Source organism: Yoonia sp. 208BN28-4, from assembly GCF_037543925.1.
In the GTDB taxonomy this organism is placed as follows: Bacteria; Pseudomonadota; Alphaproteobacteria; order Rhodobacterales; family Rhodobacteraceae; genus Yoonia.
In genome coordinates this window covers 950652-967761 of the sequence record NZ_JBBIFY010000001.1, presented here as the reverse complement: position 1 = coordinate 967761, position 17110 = coordinate 950652, and the positions used below count along the sequence as shown (strand labels likewise).

Here is a 17110-nt window from a genome sequence, read left to right as displayed (position 1 = left end):
CGCGCGAGGGTGATCCCTCGCGCGTGTGTCGTATCGTTTTAGATCACGGGGTGAAACCCCTGTTGGCTGCGGTTAACCGCCCCAGACGTAGACTGCGGCAAAGAGGAACAGCCACACAACGTCAACGAAGTGCCAGTACCAAGCAGCAGCCTCAAAGCCGACGTGCTTTTCAGGGGTGAAGTGACCGCGCTGAAGACGCAGCAAACACACCAGCAGGAAGATCGTACCGATCAGAACGTGGAAGCCGTGAAAGCCCGTCGCCATGAAGAAGTTCGCGCCGTAGATGTTGCCGGAGAAACCAAAGGCCGCGTGGCTATACTCATACGCCTGAAAGCCGGTGAAGATGATACCGAGCACAACAGCAAGGATCAGGCCCCACTTCATGTCTTCGCGGTTATTTTCATGAACCAGCGCGTGGTGCGCCCATGTTGCGGCCATACCGGAACACAGCAGGATCAGCGTGTTGATCAGCGGCAGGTGCCATGGGTCGAATGTCTCGATCCCGACGGGGGGCCAGACACCATCAATGCCGGGGCTGTCGGGGCCCATCGGATACATGGCGTGCTTGAAGAACGACCAGAACCACGCGGCAAAGAACATCACCTCGGACATGATGAACATGATGAAACCGTAGCGCAGACCGATGCGCACAACCGGCGTGTGATCGCCTGCGTTGCTTTCGGCGACAACCTCGGCCCACCACGCGTACATAACGTAAAGTGTCAGGGCCAGACCGATCAGGAACATCCAGGGGCCACCACCTTGCTTGGGCATCCACAGGACCGCGCCAAACAGCATGATAAATGCGCCAAGGCTGCCCAGAAACGGCCAGAGCGAGGGGTTCAGGATGTGATAGTCGTGATTCTTTTCATGCGCCATTTTCGGTCGTCCCTTGGGGTTCGTCTTAGTTCAAGTCTATGGCGTCTTGCGCCGTCGATGTCAAAGCCGGTGTGTCCAGCGCGGCCTGCTGATCTTCTTCGGGCAGGTCGGTTTCATAGAAGGTGTAGGACAGCGTGATCGTGTGCACATACTGCCCTTCGCGGTCGTCCACGATAGCGGGGTCCACAAAAAAGCTGACCGGCATCATCACTGTTTCGCCAGGCTGCAACACCTGCTGTTCAAAGCAGAAGCAGTGGATTTTGTCGAAAAAGCCGCCAGCCTCGTAAGGGGTGACATTATAGGACGCATAGCCTGCAACGGGGCGATCTGTCGGATTGTGCGCCTCGTAGAAGGCCAGACCGGTTTCGCCGATCCGAATCTCCATCTCGCGGACTTCGGGCTTGAAAGTCCACGGCATGTCACGCTCAAGCGAGGCGTCGAAGCGGACCTTGATCGTCTCGTCCAAGATAACGTCGCTGCCCGTTTCGGCCACGTTTGTTGCACCGCCAAAGCCGGTGACGCGGCAGAACCAGTCGTAGAACGGCACGGATGCCCAGCTGAGCGACCCCATCAGGACGACGACGCCAACCGCTTGCAATGCGGTGCGCTGGGGGCCTTGGATATTGGGGAAAAGTCGCTTCATTCTGATGCAGCCTCCGATCCTTCGTCAGGGATGATTTGCGGGCGGGCGACGTGATCGAAGTTTTCGAACTTCCGCGCATCACCCAGTTCAAGCACTTTGACCACAGTCAGACCAAAAACGATTGCGATCAGACCGGCCAGCAACAGGCCAACGCCGACGTTGCGGCCTTTGCGGCGGGCGTGCATTTCATGTTCGACCTTGAGAGCCATTTACCAGCCTCCGATGCCGTTGATGCGCAGGGCAGCTTCAACCAGAAGCGCCACAAAATGCGCAAAGAGATAATAGAGCGAGACCTTGAACACTTGCTTTTCGACAGCATAGTTGTCCGCATCGGCGGCCGCATCGTCGCGGGTCCAGATGTCGTAAGCGCCCTTGAGGAACCACGCGTTCAGCACCACGGCGACGGCCATGTAGACCGGACCGCCGATGGATGTGACGCCAAGGCCCAGCGCCACTGGCACCAGAAGAACGGTATAGGCCAGCACGTGCTTGCGGGTCGCGTCGCGGCCATGCGTTTCTGTCAGCATGGGCACGCCAGCATCGCCGTAATCGGTTTTCACGAACAGCGCCAAAGCCCAGAAGTGCGGCGGCGTCCACATAAAGATCAGCATGAACATCAGAACAGATTCGATTGAGACACTGCCTGTTGCCACGGCCCAGCCGATCATCGGAGGGAAGGCACCAGCGGCCCCGCCAATCACGATGTTATGCGGCGTCGAACGCTTGAGCCACATGGAGTAGACCACAGCGTAAAAGAAGATTGTGAACGCCAGCAGGCCCGCTGCCAGCAGATTGCTGGTCAGCAAAAGCAGCACAACGGCAAAGCCCGACAGGCCAAGACCGATGCCCAGCGCCTCACCAGGCGTGGTCCGGCCCGACGGGATCGGACGCGAAGCGGTGCGCTTCATCTGGGCGTCGATATCGGCGTCCCACCACATGTTCAGCGCGCCAGAGGCCCCTGCCCCGACAGCGATGCACAAAATAGCAACAAAACCGATGAACGGGTGCACTGGCACGGGCGCCACAAGCAGGCCAACAAGGGCGGTGAACACCACCAGCGACATCACGCGCGGCTTCATCAGGGCGAAGTAGTCGCCCATGCCGGCCTCGTATGATCTGTCGTTTACACTCATATCAGTCATAGTGGTCCCACACACAAAACGGGGCACAAAGGCCCGTTGTCAGTTACCTGATGATGTGGCACGGGCCGCTGGCCCGCACCGGATCGCTTGCGCCGATCAGATTAGACAGGGTTTTGAACCTGTGCCTCTGCCAGCCATGCGTCGTAGTTTTCCTGGCTCACAACCTTCACCGTGATCGGCATATAGGCGTGGTCCTTGCCGCAAAGCTCCGAACACTGGCCAAAGAAGATGCCTTCACGCTCTGCGGCGAACCACAGTTGCGCCAGACGGCCCGGCACGGCGTCTTGCTTCACGCCGAACGCTGGGATGGTCCAGGAGTGGATCACGTCGCCACCGGTCACTGTCATCACGACTGTCGCGCCAACGGGCACAACCACAGCCGTGTCAGTGGCCAAGCGGTAAAGGCTTTCGTCATAGCCGAATTCTTCCAGCTCGTCCTCGGCCAGCATGAAGCTGTCGAAGTAAACGCCGTCATCAACATATTCATAGCCCCAGTACCACTGGTAGCCGGTGACCTTGATGTTGATGTCGCCTTCGGGAATTTCCTGCTGCTTGAACAGAACGGGCAATGAGAACGCACCGATGAACACCAGAATGACAATCGGCACAACCGTCCACGCCACTTCCAGCGGGGAGTTGTGGGTGAATGTCGCCGGTGTCGGGTTGGACTTGCGGTTGAACCGCAGGATCACCCAAGCCAGCAGGCCCGTCACGAACAGCGTGATGATCGTGATGATCACCAACAGCATGCCGTCCAGCCACTGCAGGTCGCGGGCCAGTTCGGTGGCCGCAGGTTGAAACCCGGTTGCGCCATCGGTTGGCGCGCCAATCACTTCCAGTTCCTGCGAAACGTCCTGAGCCATAACAGACGTCCCTGCCAGCATCAGCCCGGCAGTTGCCCAGATCGAAGTCGCGCTTTTCATCAGCCGCATCATAATAACCTTGTTTTCGTGGCGCCTATTGGCGCTGGCTTATCGGGGTCCACGTCGTCATCCCTTATGGAATCCCGTTGTATCTGCCGCTCCGTGTCCCATATCTTGATGCACAACTCAAGAACCGCTGTTGCGGCAAACGGACGCTTTTGACCGAAGTTTCCGGCAATTAAGAGGAAAACAGCATGACAGCCGACCCTTTCCAGCCTTTCGAGACGAATCTGGACCGCGATACCGCGCTTGCGCTGCTGCAAGAGGCCACAAAAGGCGCCGATGACGGAGAGCTGTTTTTAGAGCGCAGACGTTCCGAAGTGCTGTCATTTGATGATGGTCGCGTGAAAAATGCGAGCTTTGACGCATCAGAGGGATTCGGCCTGCGCGCTGTGAAAGGCGAAACGGCGGGATACGCCCATTCCACCACGATCGACGAACACGCCCTGCGCCGCGCGGTCAGCACGGCACGGCTGGCTGTGGGTGATGGCGGTGGCACGATGGCTGCGGGTCCGGTTGGCACGAACAAGAAGCTTTATTCGGATGCCGATCCGATGTTGCAGGCCACGTTCCCTGCCAAGATCGACGTCCTGCGCGAGATTGATGAATTTGCACGCGGGCTGGACAAGCGCGTGGTGCAAGTGAGTGCAGCATTGGCGGCCTCGCACCAAGAGGTGCTGATCCTGCGCCCTGACGGACAGCTTGTGACAGATACGCGCCCCATGTCGCGGCTGAATATCAGCGTGATCGTCGAGGAAAACGGCCGTCGTGAAAGCGGTATGGCAGGCGGCGGTGGCCGTGCGGGGCTGATCGGTTTGATCGCCCGCGACAACTGGGAGACGGCCGCCCGAGAGGCGCTGCGCATCGCGCTGGTGAACCTTGAGGCCGAAGCCGCGCCCGCAGGCGTCATGGACGTGGTGCTTGGACCGGGTTGGCCGGGCATTTTGCTGCACGAGGCGATTGGCCACGGGCTTGAGGGTGATTTCAATCGCAAAGGCTCCAGCGCCTTTGCAGGGCTGATGGGGCAACAGATTGCCGCGAAAGGTGTCACCGTGCTGGACGACGGCACGATCCCTGACAGACGCGGGTCGATCACCGTTGACGACGAAGGCACGCCCAGCGCCAAGAACACACTGATCGAAGACGGCGTGCTTGTGGGCTACATGCAGGACCGCCAGAACGCACGGCTGATGGGTGTGGAGCCTACAGGCAACGGACGCCGCGAAAGCTTTGCCCACGCGCCGATGCCGCGCATGACCAACACATATATGTTGTCAGGCCCAGATGATCCGGCGGCGATGGTCGCTGATCTGAAAGACGGGATTTACGCAGTCGGCTTCGGCGGGGGTCAGGTCGATATTACCAACGGCAAGTTTGTATTCTCCTGCACCGAGGCTTACCGCGTGAAAAACGGCGTGGTCGGCGCGCCGGTCAAAGGGGCGACGCTGATCGGTGACGGGGCTACGGCGCTGAAACATATTCGCGGGATCGGCAACGACATGGCCCTTGATCCCGGCATCGGCAACTGCGGCAAGGCGGGCCAGTGGGTGCCTGTTGGCGTCGGTCAGCCCAGCCTGATGATTGGCGGCCTGACCGTGGGTGGTGCCGCCGCATGACGCCACAAGGGCAACCTGTTGGTTGGGGCCCGATCGTGACCGCCAGCATTGCGGCCCTTGTTCTGGTGCCCGTGTCGGGAGCTGTGCTGACCGCGATTGTGCCGGGTGGATTGCAGTTCAAATTCATCGACCCGCTGGCATGGCTGATTGATGCGTTGCTGTTTGCGACGTTGTCGTTCCTTTTTGCGTGGATACCGCTGGTGATCGCCGCCCCGCTGGTCAAATGGCTCGGGCGCGGCGGTGTGCCATCGCTGGTAATGGCTTTGGCCTATGGCGCGGTTGCGGCCTTGGTGTTTTGCGCAGCCTTTGGTGTTTTTGGCAGCGGGGACGTGCCTGCGGTCGTGTTGCTGGGTCTGATTTATGCCGGCGCCTACCACGCTGTCCTGCGATGGGCCCACCGGCGCAGCGTCCGGCAAGACACTGGCGCCGCATGATCCTGCGCAGCGTTCCCCGACCCGATGCCGGATGGTGGCGCGCGATCGGTGCCGTTCTTGGCGGCGTGTTTCTACCCGCCCTGCTGGGGGTGGCCTTCCTTTACTATAGCGACGCACCGCTGTCCGGCCCCCCGAAAGACGGATTGGGCCGCAGTCTTGAAATGCATGCGTTGCTAGTGGCAGCGGCCCTTGCTGCCGCGCCGCTGATCGCATGGCTGGCCGCACCATTGGCCGTGCCCGCACTGGTTTATGCGCAGCGCCACGGCTGGGCCGGATGGGGCAGTGCCGTGTTGCTAGCCGCCGCAATCGGCCTGCCCATCGTGCATTTTGCTTTGAACGGCGATGTGACAACCGAAGATCAAAGCGTGCTGGGTCACATCATCGCGGCTTTGATCATCCAAGGCACCGTTGGCTGGTTCATCCTGCAGATCAGGCGTGCCACCCCCCAAAAATAGCGGGGCTGGCGTTCATCACTCGTTAATCCCTCGGGCGATAACGTGGCTTTGCAACATGGCGGAGCCTTCGATGTCAGGACAAATCGCGACTTCCAGTCCCCCCCAAGACTGCCGACCCATGACGGAAGCCGATCTGTTTGACCGGCTTCGCCTGTTGCGATCCCGCAGGGTGGGCGTGGCGACCTATCACCGGATGATGGCCGAACATGGCAGTGCACGCGCAGCACTTGATGCGCTGCCGCATGTCGCAAAGGCCGCTGGCGTGGCCGACTACGCCATTTGCCCTGCCCCCGTGATCGCCGCCGAACTGAAAGCGGGCCGTGCGGCAAAGGCCACATTGGTGGCTCTTGGCGATCCTTTTTATCCTGCACACCTTGCCGATATCGCCGATGCACCGCCGCTGTTGTGGGTTATGGGACAACGCGCGTTGCTGCAGCGCCCGACCATCGCCCTTGTCGGGGCGCGCAACGCCTCATCGCTTGGAACGCGTATGACACGCGCCCTTGCCCGCGAATTGGGCGAAGCGGGATTTGTCGTTGTATCCGGCCTTGCACGCGGTGTTGATACTGCCGCCCATCTGGCCAGTCTCGACAGCGGCACTATCGCGGTGCAGGCAGGCGGCGTTGACACGATCTATCCCACGGAAAACACTAAGCTGGCTGAAGATATCGCCCGCAAGGGGTTGCGCGTGTCCGAAATGCCGATGGGCATGCAGCCGCAGGCACGTCATTTCCCGGCCCGTAACCGGATTATTGCAGGCATGGCGCAGGCCGTTGTCGTGGTGGAGGCTGCTGCCAAATCGGGCAGTTTAATCACTGCCCGCAATGCGCTGGATCAGGCCCGCGAGGTGCTTGCCGTGCCGGGGCACCCGTTTGATGCGCGCGCGGCGGGCTGCAATATGCTTTTGCGCGACGGGGCGGTGCTGGTCCGATCTGCTGCCGACGTGATCGAGGCGATTGGCCCGCTTGCGACGCAAACCACAAACCCCGAACTGCCGCTTGATCTTGCAACGCCCACGCTGCCGCAACGCAGCTTGCGCGAAACGGCCCAGCTTCATGACCGTATCCTGTCACGACTTGGACCGTCACCACTTGCCGAAGATCAGCTGATCCGTGATCTGGCGACCCCTGCCACGCAGGTGGCCCCTGTTATTGTCGATCTGGAACTGGACGGTAAGATCACCCGCCAACCGGGCGGACTTCTGACACTGGCCCACTAGCCGCGTGCGCCACTATCATTGTCGCGACTTGCCTAAACGTCGCGACGCGCGACAGGCGCGGCAAGCAATCAGTTGCAAACCATCGCAGGCAGGACGCTAGCGTAATCCGCGCAATAAGGATCGCCTGCCCACCAGACATCTGTTGCGCCAATCGCATATTCATCGACCCGCCACGCGCCATCGGCCATGCGCACGACAAAGGCAGTGACCGTTGGACCGTCAATCGACCACTCCGGCTCTCCGTCACGCAGCACCATGGGTGATTGCGATATGTCGATGGGGGCGCCGCCGGGGCGCTGGGCCTCTAGCATCGCAAAACCGCGACCGTTATCGACTTGCAGCGTATTCACCACAAATTCGACAGGTGCCCCCAGACCGTCTTCGGCCAGCGGCCTGATCCCGTCAAGGATCGCACGCCGTTCCGCCGTACCGCGGGCCGGTTCATAGGGATCGGCAAAAACGGGGGCAGAAAGACCCGCAAATACGGCCAGAAAAAGCGCGTGTCTCACATTCATAATCTTTCCCCTTTAAACGTTCCCCGAACATGACGTTGATAAGCTGCATTGACAATTCCCAAGCGGACCCCACATGTTCCGCGCCCAAGCCATTTGTTCGTTTGTAAAGGATTCCCATGCCCGTTGTCGTCGTCGAATCCCCAGCTAAAGCCAAGACAATCAACAAATATCTTGGAAATGACTACACCGTTCTGGCGTCTTACGGCCACGTCCGCGACTTGCCGCCAAAGAACGGATCGGTGCTGCCGGACAACGATTTCGAGATGTTGTGGGAGGTCGCAAGCGACAGCAAAAAGCACATCAAGGCCATCGTTGATGCGCTCAAAAACGACAACGAACTGATCCTCGCCACCGACCCCGACCGTGAGGGGGAGGCAATCTCGTGGCACCTGACCGAGGCGCTGACCAACCGCAAGGCGATCAAGAAAGACACGCCCGTCAGCCGCGTGGTGTTCAACGCGATCACCAAGACGGCAGTGACCGAGGCGATGAAAAATCCGCGCGAGGTAGATGCGCCGTTGGTTGAGGCTTATCTGGCGCGCCGCGCACTGGATTACCTTGTGGGCTTTAACCTGTCGCCCGTGCTGTGGCGCAAATTGCCCGGCGCGAAGTCGGCGGGGCGTGTGCAATCGGTTTGCCTGCGCCTGATTGTCGAGCGCGAGATGGAGATCGAGAAATTCCGCCCACAGGAATACTGGACTGTGAAGGCGCTGCTTCAAACGCCGCGCGGCCAAACCTACGAGGCGCGCCTGACGACACTGGCGGGCGACAAGCTTGATAAGTTTAGCATCGCGGACGAAACGCAGGCCGAAATGGCTGTTCAGGCGATTAATTCACGCGACCTGACCGTCACAGCGGTCGAGGCAAAACCCGGTTCGCGCAACCCGTCGCCGCCGTTTATGACATCCACGCTGCAACAAGAGGCCAGCCGCAAATTCGGCATGGGCGCAAAACAGGCGATGGGCTGTGCACAGCGTTTGTACGAAGCGGGCCTGATCACCTACATGCGGACCGACGGCATCGACATGGCGCCAGAGGCCGTGTCAGGTGCGCGCGATGCGATCAAGGCGAAGTTCGGCAACAAATACGTGCCGTCCAGCCCGCGCATCTACAAGAACAAAGCCAAGAACGCGCAGGAAGCGCACGAATGTATCCGCCCGACTGACATGATGGTCGACACTGCGGCGGCCAAGATCATGGATGGAGACCAGCGCAAGCTGTACGATCTGATCTATAAGCGCACGATGGCCTCTCAGATGGAGGCGGCGCGGTTTGAACGCACGGCTGTTGATGTGGCATCAAGCGATGGTCAGGTCGTGTTGCGCGCCAACGGGCAGGTCATGCTGTTCGATGGCTTCATCGCGGTCTACGAAGAGGGCAAGGACGACCAGCAAGACAAGGTTGTCGATGATGATGACAAGCGTCTGCCGCAGATCACCCAAGGCGAGGCGGCGGATAAGAAAAAGATTGATCCCGAACAGCACTTCACCCAGCCCCCGCCCCGCTACACCGAGGCGACGCTCGTCAAACGGATGGAAGAACTGGGGATTGGCCGCCCGTCGACCTATGCGTCGATTGTCACAACCATTCAGGACCGCGGCTATGTGGAGAAGGACAAGAACCGTCTGATCCCGCAGGACAAGGGGCGGTTGGTCACGGTTTTCCTGTCGCATTATTTCAGCCGCTATCTGGAATACGATTTTACCGCCGATCTTGAAAACCAGTTGGATGAGGTCAGCGCGGGTGACGCTGACTATAAAGAAGTGCTGGGCCGCTTCTGGCGTGATTTTTCGGCTGCGATTGCCGAGACAGCCGATCTGCGCATCGGTGAAGTGTTGGAAAAGATCAACGATGTGCTGTCGCCGCATTTGTTCCCGCCCAACGAGGACGGGACCGATCCGCGTCTGTGCCCGAACTGCGGTGCGGGGCGGCTGTCCATGCGCACAGCGCGCGCGGGCGGTGCCTTCATCGGCTGTTCGAACTATCCCGAATGTCGGTACACCCGCCCCTTTGGCCCGCCCAACCCCGAGGCCGAGGCATCCGCCATTCCGCCTGACGGCAAGCTGTTGGGCGAGGATGCTGGTGACGAGATTCGCGTGTTCAAGGGCCGCTTTGGTCCCTACGTGCAGCGCGGTCAGGTGACCGAAGACAACAAAAAGCCACCCCGCACGGGCGTGCCCGCCGATTGGGACCCTGAAGGGATTGCACTGGCTGATGCGCTGAAACTGCTTGAATTGCCGCGTCTGATTGGCACGCACCCCGAAGACGGCGTGAATGTCTGGGCGAACCTTGGGCGTTATGGCCCCTATATCAAGCATGCGGAAAACACGTCTTTCAAAGGTGGCACCAACGCCAATCTTGAAACGGTCGAAGATGTCTGGACAGTTGGCATGAACCGCGCGGTGCAGCTATTGGCCGAAAAGGTCGCGAGCCGTGGCAACCGTGGCAAAGCCGCCGTGCCGATCCGTGAGTTGGGCGAACACCCCGAGGCGGGTGGTCCGGTCAATATCTTTGACGGCAAATACGGCCCTTATGTGAAGTGGGAAAAGATCAACGCGACGATCCCCGACACGGTTGAGCCTGCTGATCTGACAATGGCGCAGGCTGTCGATCTGATTGACGAGCGGGCGGCGAAGTCCGGCAAGAAGGTCAAGAAGAAGGCCGCGCCAAAGAAAAAGGCGGCTGCCAAGAAACCTGCGGCGAAAAAGCCTGCCGCCAAGAAGAAACCGGCTGCGAAAAAGACCGCTGACTAGGGAACGATCCTGCGTGCCGGGGGATTACCTTAGCACGAGGAGACATCTATGTCCGAGACCCCAGAGCGGGAGCAGTCCACCCGTCGCACGCTGGCGCGGCTGAACCACGCGTTCAAAACGATGCGTCCGGCCAAGCTGCTTTTGTTCGGGTATGTCCTTTATATTGTCATCGGCTGGGCGCTGTTGTCGCTGCCGTTTGCGCAGGTGGATGCTATCGGCGCGTTGGACAATCTGTTTATCGCAACGTCTGCCGTATCGACCACGGGGCTTGTGACGGTTGATCCGGGACAAAGCTATACGTTCTTTGGCGAACTGGTGATCTTGCTGCTGATCCAGCTTGGCGGGCTTGGCTATATGACTGTCGGGTCGTTTGCCGTGCTGACGCTGCAGGACAGGCTTGGTTCTGCCCGGCGGCAAACGACAAAGGCCGCGTTCGGGCTGCCAGACGACATATCGCCCGCCAGTTTCATCAAATCCGTCGTGGCCTTTACCCTGATCTGCGAGGCCGTGGGCGCTGCGGTCCTGTTCTGGTTCTTTACGCAGGCGGGCGTGGATGACGCGCTTTGGACAGCGATCTTTCACGCGATCTCGGCCTTCTGCACGGCGGGCTTTAGTCTGTTCAGCGACAGCCTGATGGGGTTCCGAGATCATGCGGGCGTCAATATTGTGATTTCCGCGCTTAGCATTTTTGGCGCGATGGGCTTTTTGATCATCGTGGATGTGTGGCGCACGGCCTTGGGCCGCAAGAAATGGCTGGGCTTTACCAGCAAGGTGATCGTGCGGATGACTGCGTTGATGCTGGCCATCGGCACACTGATTATTTTCGTGGCAGAACCCACGATCACCCCTCTGCCCGCAAGCGAACGACTGTTGGCGTCGTTCTTTCAGGCGATGACGGCGGCGACGACGGTGGGTTTCAATACACACCCCATCGGGACATTGGCCCCCGCGATTATCATGGTGTTTTTCGTGCTGATGATTATCGGCGCATCGCCAGCAGGCACAGGCGGCGGGATCAAGACGACATCGCTGGCCGCACTCATCGGGCTGGTGCGGTCCACCATCAAGGGGCGCGACCAAATCCGGTTCTTCAAGCGGCGCGTGCCGATGGACAAACTACAGAACGCGGCGGCGACGCTGGCCTATTATATGGCGCTACTCACGTTGGCGATGTTCCTGCTGTTGCTGACAGAACAGGGTGCCGCGTTTGATGTGCTGATGTTCGAGGCGATCTCGGCGATGGGCACGGTGGGTCTGAGCATGGGGATCACGGGTGATCTGACCGATCTGGGCAAGCTGATTGTGATTGTGCTGATGACAGCGGGCCGCGTGGGTATCCTGACCTTTGGTATCGCGCTGGCGGCGGGCGACGAAACCCGCGAGGAAGAAGCGGATAACGATCTGGTCCTGTGACGGTGCTGCGCTGCGGCGAAACGGATTGACTTCACCCAGTGCTCCGGTCACGTTCTGCATGACTTTGGCTGAGGGATGTCCGACATGAACAAAATCTACCCCAACGCAACTGCCGCCTTGGATGGGCTGCTGCATGACGGCATGTTCATTGCCGCTGGCGGCTTTGGCCTTTGCGGTATCCCCGAATTGCTGCTGGACGCGATCAAGGATGCGGGCACCAAGGATTTGACCTTTGCCTCTAACAACGCAGGTGTGGATGATTTTGGCATCGGCATCTTGCTGCAAACCAAGCAGGTCAAAAAGATGATGTCGTCCTACGTGGGCGAAAATGCAGAGTTCATGCGCCAATATCTGTCAGGCGAGCTTGAGCTGGAGTTTAACCCGCAAGGCACATTGGCCGAGCGGATGCGCGCGGGTGGCTGCGGTATTCCCGGATTTTACACCAAGACAGGCGTCGGCACCGTGATTGCCGAGGGCAAGGACCACAAGGATTTCCCCACCGGCCCCGACGGCGCAGACGAGACTTACATCATGGAGAACGGCATCTTTGCTGATCTGTCTATCGTGAAGGCTTGGAAAGCGGACAAAACCGGCAACCTGATTTTCCGCAAAACCGCCCGCAACTTTAACCCGCCTGCCGCCATGTGCGGAAAGACATGCGTGGTTGAGGTCGAAGAGATTGTCGAGACAGGATCGCTCGACCCCGATCACATCCACCTGCCAGGCATCTATGTGCACCGGATCATTCAGGGTGACCACGAAAAGCGGATCGAACAACGCACGGTGAGGAGCTAATCATGTGGGATCGTAACCAGATGGCCGCGCGTGCGGCGCAGGAACTTGAAGACGGCACCTATGTGAACCTTGGCATCGGAATCCCGACGCTGGTGTCCAATTTCATCCCCGAGGGGGTTGAGGTGACGCTGCAATCGGAAAACGGCATGCTGGGCATGGGCCCCTTCCCGACCGAAGAAAACATCGATGCGGACTTGATCAACGCGGGTAAGCAGACGATCACCGAACTGCCGCAGACCGCGTATTTCGACAGCGCGCAGAGCTTTGGCATGATCCGTGGCGGCAAGATCGCGATGGCGATCCTTGGTGCGATGGAAGTGGCCGAGAACGGCGATCTGGCAAACTGGATGATCCCCGGTAAGCTGGTGAAGGGTATGGGTGGTGCCATGGATCTGGTCGCGGGCGTGGGCCGCGTTGTGGTTGTGATGGATCACACGTCCAAGCATGGCGACAGCAAGCTGCTGAAGGCCTGCACCCTGCCGCTGACCGGCACGGGCGTTGTGGACCGGATTATCACGAACCTTGGCGTGCTGGATGTGGTCGAGGGCGGTCTGAAGATCGTCGAAACGGCAGACGGCGTGACCGAGGACGATCTGCGCGCTGCGACAGAGGCGACGATTGTCTGAACCTGACGTTCAGCACGAAGCGAGTGACAGCAAGGGGCGCTACTTTATCGACCATGGGAATGGCGCCAGTGAGCTGACGTATTCCCGGCTGTCCGCCCTGACGGTCATTGCTGACCATACAGAAGTGGCCGAAGGTCACGAGGGCACAGGCGTGGGCCTGCGATTGCTTGAGGCGCTACTGGCCGACGCCCGCAAGCATGGGTTCCGGATTGTGCCGCTCTGTCCATTTGTGAACGCCCAGCGCCGCAAGCACCCTGAATGGGCGATGCTCTTTAACGTCTAGGTGCCGTTGTTGTGAAACACGCAGCCGTCCGTCACCAGTTCGGGCGGCGTGATGCACAAGCCGCGTGCCACGGACCACGCTGCCAGCACCTTTGGTACATATGCACGGGTCTCGGCGTAAGGCGGCACCCCTGCGTTATCGCGGACAGAACCTTCGCCAGCATTATAGCCTGCCAAGACCAGCACGGGATCATTGTCGAAGTGGTTCATCAGCCACGACAGATACGCCACGCCGCCTTTGATATTGTCCGCGGGGTTAGTGCGATCCGTCACGCCAAAGCGGGCGGCAGTGGCGGGCATCAACTGCATGAGGCCAACAGCCCCCGCATGGCTTTCGGCCTGTTCCTGCCCCGCGCTTTCAATCGCGATCAGTGCCAGCACCAACGCTGGTGACACGTCGGTGCCCACTGTGGCCCGTAGGATATCAAGCCCGTGGCTGTTGGCGATCTGTTGCAGGTGTTGCAGGCGCGGTGTGGCGACAGCTTTGCCATCGGGGGCGCTATCAATCGTGCGCAAGGCCTGCTGCAACCGACCCGGCCCGCTGTCGGATAAGGCAGGCGACACGCCCGCCCAGAACCATTCATACCCTGACGCACGCGGCACAGAGGGTGACGCAGACGCCGCGATCGCAGCGGCTGCACCTGCGGCAGCGGGGGCTTGAGGTGCACTGGGCGCGCGCGGTTCGACCTGCACCGTGATCCGGCGGTTCGCTGATCCACTGGGCACGGTCACACGGCGAAAGGTGAAATCGGGCTGAAGGCGGTTCATTTCGGCACGGGCGGGCGATGGCACCGCGACAGGGGCCATAAGCACCGCAATCGCCACGGCGATGGATGTCATGCGTTTCATGTTTTGTCCTGCTCAACGTCTTTTGGCGTTTTTATTGATCCAAATCTTGCAGCAAATCGCGGCTAAAACCAGCAAAACGAGAACAATCGCCCCGTTTGGCAAAAATTGGTCACAGTTAAGCAACGGGTAACCGGAACGGGTCAGCTTTTAAGAAGATAAATTTTCAATAAATAACAGCACATTAACGCGATATTTCAGATTTTTTCGACCACCCCCAAAATTGCACCACCCCTGTCAAATTGCCGCCCCATTCAAAGGGCAAAACATGTTCATCCAAGACGGGGAGCACGCCAATAAGAGGCCGGCGCGCAATGATCCGACAAGGTTGAAAATGAAATCTAGCGATACCCTGAGGAGGGACTCCAATGCTTAACTTTATCAAAAACTTCCGCAACGACGAAGACGGCGCAGTCACAGTTGACTGGGTTGTTCTGACAGCCGCTATCGTGGCTCTGGGTCTGGCTGTTGGTGGCACAGTGTCCACCGGTGCTGGCAACCTGGCGACAACTGTTGCAGCAGACATCGAAGCTGTTGACGACTAAGTCCGGCTTTGCGTCGGGCGCTGCCTGACGTGATCTGTAAGGCGCGGTGCTTCATGCACCGCGCCTTTTTCGTTGCGCGCCGCTTTTTGGCCTTTCAGCACTTTCATAGACTACTTTCCGCGCGCGCAGGCCCCGGCCTGCTGCGCGTTTTTCGTCATGAGTGCACCGCGCAGCCGATGACGTGTGATTCTGAGGATAGCGTTCAAGATTCGCAAAAAGTGGTGTGCGTTTCCGCTCTGGCGACAAAGACCTGTGGTTTCACAGGATCATCGCTGGATAGGTAAAAGACTGGTTAAAACCACTCAAAATTGCACCACACACGCCGCATTCCGGCCCCATTCAAAGGGCAAAACATGTTCATCCAAGACGGGGAGCACGCCAATACGAGGCCGGCGCGCAATGATCCGACAAGGTTGAAAACGAAATCTAGCGATACCCTGAGGAGGGACTCCAATGCTTAACTTTATCAAAAACTTCCGCAACGACGAAGACGGCGCAGTCACAGTTGACTGGGTTGTTCTGACAGCCGCTATCGTGGCTCTGGGTCTGGCTGTTGGTGGCACAGTGTCCACCGGTGCTGGCAACCTGGCGACAACTGTTGCAGCAGACATCGAAGCTGTTGACGACTAAGTCCGGCTTTGCCTGATGGCAAACATCTTGGGGCGCGGCACAGCAATGTGCTGCGCCCTTTGTTTTCAGACCAACGACAGGCCACCTGATCACCAAATCAGCCAGATGCGGTCATGATGGTGCCACAAAAGCCACGCAACTTATGTGGTGTTACAAGTTCTAAACTCCGCAGGAGACGGCGATGAAGCGTATTTTTATGAATTTTATGGATGATGAGTCCGGTGCCGTTTCGGTGGATTGGGTTGTTCTGGCGGCATCTATGGTGGCCTTTGGCCTTGCCATTACCGCAATCATTCAAACCGGCGCGATCAACGGTGTGATCAATATGTTCGCCAGCGTCGACGCGGCCCTGTAAAAACCGGGCCATTTTGTCAGTCCGCGTTTGCGCGGGATGATGTCTGGGATTTGCGGCACAGAACGTTCGCAAAGCCAGTAACAAGTAGAATGAGGATAAAACGATGCGTGCAGTATTTGGTTTAGTTTTGGTGCTTGGCATGGGACTGGCGGGTTTCGCCGTTTACATGGTCAAGGGCTATGTCGGACAAACGCAATCAGCCCTCGTGGCCGAGCGTGAACGCGCAGCACAGGCTGTTGAAACGGTCGAGGTCTATGCCCTGAACCGTGCGATTGCTTATGGCGAAGAGCTGACGATGGAAGACGTGACCAAGATCCGGTACGCAAAACCGTATTTGCCAGACGGCACGTTCACTAGCGAAGAGGTGCTGTTCCCTGATGCCGGCGAAAGCCCCCGCACGGTCACACGCCCGATGGAGATTAACGAACCCGTACTGGCCGCCAAAGTGTCCGAGCCAGGCGAGATTATCACAATCACATCGCTGCTTGATCCTGGCATGCGCGCCTTCACCATCAAGGTTGATGTGCAGTCCGGCGTGTCCGGCTTCCTGCGCCCGGGTGATTACGTTGATATCTACTGGTCGGGCACTGTGAACCGTGGCGCTGGCACTGTCAGCCGCGGTGTGACCCAGCTGATCAAATCCGCCGTGGAACTGATCGCCGTGGACCAGACCGCTGACGGAAACCGCAATGGCGCCGAGATTGCCCGCACTGTGACCGTTCAGGTGACACCGCAGGACGTGGCAGCACTGGCCCAAGCACAAGCCACTGGCAATCTGTCGCTGTCGCTGGTGGGTCGTGGTGACATCACCGCCGCCGCCACCGACATTCAGGTTGATCTCAATTCCCTGCTTGGCATTGTCGAGGAAGCCCCCGCGCCAGAGCCTGTCGCACAGGCCCCTGCCCCGGCCCCGCAGGTCTGCACAATCCGCACGCGTCGCGGCGCAGATGTGGTCGAAATTCCGATCCCCTGCACAAACTAATACGCGGGACGCACCCCGCCGACGCATCATCAGGCGCACTTTGGTCCCACCGAAGTG

20 protein-coding genes are annotated in these 17110 nt (G+C 59.3%); 13 read left to right on the top strand and 7 right to left on the bottom strand.

What is annotated here, in order from left to right:
- Positions 1-72: 72 nt before the first annotated feature.
- From V8J84_RS04790 to coxB, 5 genes are all read right to left on the bottom strand, one after another.
- A complete protein-coding gene (locus V8J84_RS04790) occupies positions 73-879 on the bottom strand; it encodes a cytochrome c oxidase subunit 3 (protein ID WP_339928522.1) in 807 nt (268 codons plus the stop codon).
- Positions 880-904: 25 nt separating this feature from the next.
- Positions 905-1522 carry a cytochrome c oxidase assembly protein gene (locus V8J84_RS04785; protein WP_339928520.1) on the bottom strand — a complete coding sequence of 206 codons (618 nt, stop codon included), beginning with the start codon at positions 1520-1522 and terminating at the stop codon, positions 905-907.
- On the bottom strand, positions 1519-1731 hold the full coding sequence (locus V8J84_RS04780; RefSeq protein ID WP_339928518.1) for a hypothetical protein: 213 nt from the start codon (positions 1729-1731) through the stop codon (positions 1519-1521). Before V8J84_RS04780 ends, V8J84_RS04785 begins: the two co-directional genes overlap by 4 nt.
- Positions 1732-2664, bottom strand: a complete 933-nt coding sequence (cyoE, locus tag V8J84_RS04775; protein ID WP_339928516.1) for a heme o synthase — start codon at positions 2662-2664, stop codon at positions 1732-1734.
- A 101-nt stretch (positions 2665-2765) separates the two neighbouring features.
- On the bottom strand, positions 2766-3596 hold the full coding sequence (coxB, locus tag V8J84_RS04770; RefSeq protein ID WP_445285953.1) for a cytochrome c oxidase subunit II: 831 nt from the start codon (positions 3594-3596) through the stop codon (positions 2766-2768).
- A gap of 185 nt (positions 3597-3781) precedes the next feature.
- Here coxB and tldD point away from each other — a divergent pair, with 185 nt between their 5' ends.
- The 4 genes from tldD (at position 3782) to dprA (ending at position 7311) form a co-directional block, all read left to right on the top strand.
- Positions 3782-5203: a metalloprotease TldD gene (tldD, locus tag V8J84_RS04765; RefSeq protein WP_339928512.1), complete on the top strand. Its 1422-nt coding sequence runs from the start codon at positions 3782-3784 to the stop codon at positions 5201-5203.
- A 35-nt stretch (positions 5204-5238) separates the two neighbouring features.
- A complete protein-coding gene (locus V8J84_RS04760; protein WP_339928511.1) occupies positions 5239-5637 on the top strand; it encodes a hypothetical protein in 399 nt (132 codons plus the stop codon).
- Complete coding sequence (locus V8J84_RS04755) at positions 5634-6092, top strand: hypothetical protein (RefSeq protein ID WP_339928510.1); 459 nt, start codon at positions 5634-5636, stop codon at positions 6090-6092. Before V8J84_RS04760 ends, V8J84_RS04755 begins: the two co-directional genes overlap by 4 nt.
- Before the next feature lie 118 nt (positions 6093-6210).
- Positions 6211-7311: a DNA-processing protein DprA gene (gene dprA, locus V8J84_RS04750; protein WP_339928509.1), complete on the top strand. Its 1101-nt coding sequence runs from the start codon at positions 6211-6213 to the stop codon at positions 7309-7311.
- 68 nt (positions 7312-7379) lie between these two features.
- Here the strand turns inward: dprA and V8J84_RS04745 are convergent, their stop codons facing one another.
- The gene (locus V8J84_RS04745) at positions 7380-7826 is read right to left on the bottom strand and encodes a hypothetical protein (RefSeq protein ID WP_339928508.1); all 447 of its coding nucleotides are present in this window, start codon (positions 7824-7826) and stop codon (positions 7380-7382) included.
- Positions 7827-7942: 116 nt separating this feature from the next.
- Here V8J84_RS04745 and topA point away from each other — a divergent pair, with 116 nt between their 5' ends.
- The 5 genes from topA (at position 7943) to V8J84_RS04720 (ending at position 13696) form a co-directional block, all read left to right on the top strand.
- On the top strand, positions 7943-10579 hold the full coding sequence (gene topA / locus V8J84_RS04740) for a type I DNA topoisomerase (protein WP_339928507.1): 2637 nt from the start codon (positions 7943-7945) through the stop codon (positions 10577-10579).
- Between the two features lie 48 nt (positions 10580-10627).
- Entirely contained in the window at positions 10628-11992 is a 1365-nt protein-coding gene (locus V8J84_RS04735) for a TrkH family potassium uptake protein (protein ID WP_339928505.1), read from the top strand.
- Positions 11993-12076: 84 nt separating this feature from the next.
- Entirely contained in the window at positions 12077-12787 is a 711-nt protein-coding gene (locus V8J84_RS04730) for a CoA transferase subunit A (RefSeq protein ID WP_339928503.1), read from the top strand.
- A complete protein-coding gene (locus V8J84_RS04725) occupies positions 12787-13413 on the top strand; it encodes a 3-oxoacid CoA-transferase subunit B (protein WP_339929087.1) in 627 nt (208 codons plus the stop codon). Before V8J84_RS04730 ends, V8J84_RS04725 begins: the two co-directional genes overlap by 1 nt.
- Positions 13406-13696: a GNAT family N-acetyltransferase gene (locus V8J84_RS04720; RefSeq protein WP_339928502.1), complete on the top strand. Its 291-nt coding sequence runs from the start codon at positions 13406-13408 to the stop codon at positions 13694-13696. The genes V8J84_RS04725 and V8J84_RS04720 overlap by 8 nt, the downstream gene beginning before the upstream one ends.
- Here the strand turns inward: V8J84_RS04720 and V8J84_RS04715 are convergent.
- Positions 13693-14535: a lytic transglycosylase domain-containing protein gene (locus V8J84_RS04715; protein ID WP_339929085.1), complete on the bottom strand. Its 843-nt coding sequence runs from the start codon at positions 14533-14535 to the stop codon at positions 13693-13695. The two genes, V8J84_RS04720 and V8J84_RS04715, sit on opposite strands and share 4 nt — an antisense overlap.
- Before the next feature lie 374 nt (positions 14536-14909).
- Between V8J84_RS04715 and V8J84_RS04710 the strand changes: the two genes are divergently transcribed.
- The 4 genes from V8J84_RS04710 (at position 14910) to cpaB (ending at position 17053) form a co-directional block, all read left to right on the top strand.
- Positions 14910-15086, top strand: a complete 177-nt coding sequence (locus V8J84_RS04710) for a Flp family type IVb pilin (protein WP_339928501.1) — start codon at positions 14910-14912, stop codon at positions 15084-15086.
- A gap of 453 nt (positions 15087-15539) precedes the next feature.
- Positions 15540-15716, top strand: a complete 177-nt coding sequence (locus V8J84_RS04705; RefSeq protein ID WP_339928501.1) for a Flp family type IVb pilin — start codon at positions 15540-15542, stop codon at positions 15714-15716.
- Positions 15717-15897: 181 nt separating this feature from the next.
- Complete coding sequence (locus V8J84_RS04700) at positions 15898-16071, top strand: hypothetical protein (protein ID WP_339928500.1); 174 nt, start codon at positions 15898-15900, stop codon at positions 16069-16071.
- Positions 16072-16174: 103 nt separating this feature from the next.
- Complete coding sequence (gene cpaB, locus V8J84_RS04695) at positions 16175-17053, top strand: Flp pilus assembly protein CpaB (RefSeq protein WP_339928499.1); 879 nt, start codon at positions 16175-16177, stop codon at positions 17051-17053.
- The last annotated feature ends 57 nt before the right edge of the window (positions 17054-17110 follow it).

Bases quoted from the DNA above. Each gene is read 5' to 3' on its own strand.
- cpaB (WP_339928499.1), top strand. From the start codon at position 16,175: ATGCGTGCAGTATTTGGTTTAGTTTTGGTGCTTGGCATGGGACTGGCG.
- V8J84_RS04785 (WP_339928520.1), bottom strand. From the start codon at position 1,522: ATGAAGCGACTTTTCCCCAATATCCAAGGCCCCCAGCGCACCGCATTG.
- V8J84_RS04735 (WP_339928505.1), top strand. From the start codon at position 10,628: ATGTCCGAGACCCCAGAGCGGGAGCAGTCCACCCGTCGCACGCTGGCG.
- V8J84_RS04745 (WP_339928508.1), bottom strand. From the start codon at position 7,826: ATGAATGTGAGACACGCGCTTTTTCTGGCCGTATTTGCGGGTCTTTCT.
- V8J84_RS04715 (WP_339929085.1), bottom strand. From the start codon at position 14,535: ATGACATCCATCGCCGTGGCGATTGCGGTGCTTATGGCCCCTGTCGCG.
- coxB (WP_445285953.1), bottom strand. From the start codon at position 3,596: ATGCGGCTGATGAAAAGCGCGACTTCGATCTGGGCAACTGCCGGGCTG.
- V8J84_RS04780 (WP_339928518.1), bottom strand. From the start codon at position 1,731: ATGGCTCTCAAGGTCGAACATGAAATGCACGCCCGCCGCAAAGGCCGC.
- V8J84_RS04700 (WP_339928500.1), top strand. From the start codon at position 15,898: ATGAAGCGTATTTTTATGAATTTTATGGATGATGAGTCCGGTGCCGTT.
- topA (WP_339928507.1), top strand. From the start codon at position 7,943: ATGCCCGTTGTCGTCGTCGAATCCCCAGCTAAAGCCAAGACAATCAAC.
- cyoE (WP_339928516.1), bottom strand. From the start codon at position 2,664: ATGACTGATATGAGTGTAAACGACAGATCATACGAGGCCGGCATGGGC.
- V8J84_RS04730 (WP_339928503.1), top strand. From the start codon at position 12,077: ATGAACAAAATCTACCCCAACGCAACTGCCGCCTTGGATGGGCTGCTG.
- V8J84_RS04755 (WP_339928510.1), top strand. From the start codon at position 5,634: ATGATCCTGCGCAGCGTTCCCCGACCCGATGCCGGATGGTGGCGCGCG.
- tldD (WP_339928512.1), top strand. From the start codon at position 3,782: ATGACAGCCGACCCTTTCCAGCCTTTCGAGACGAATCTGGACCGCGAT.
- dprA (WP_339928509.1), top strand. From the start codon at position 6,211: ATGACGGAAGCCGATCTGTTTGACCGGCTTCGCCTGTTGCGATCCCGC.
- V8J84_RS04790 (WP_339928522.1), bottom strand. From the start codon at position 879: ATGGCGCATGAAAAGAATCACGACTATCACATCCTGAACCCCTCGCTC.
- V8J84_RS04710 (WP_339928501.1), top strand. From the start codon at position 14,910: ATGCTTAACTTTATCAAAAACTTCCGCAACGACGAAGACGGCGCAGTC.
- V8J84_RS04705 (WP_339928501.1), top strand. From the start codon at position 15,540: ATGCTTAACTTTATCAAAAACTTCCGCAACGACGAAGACGGCGCAGTC.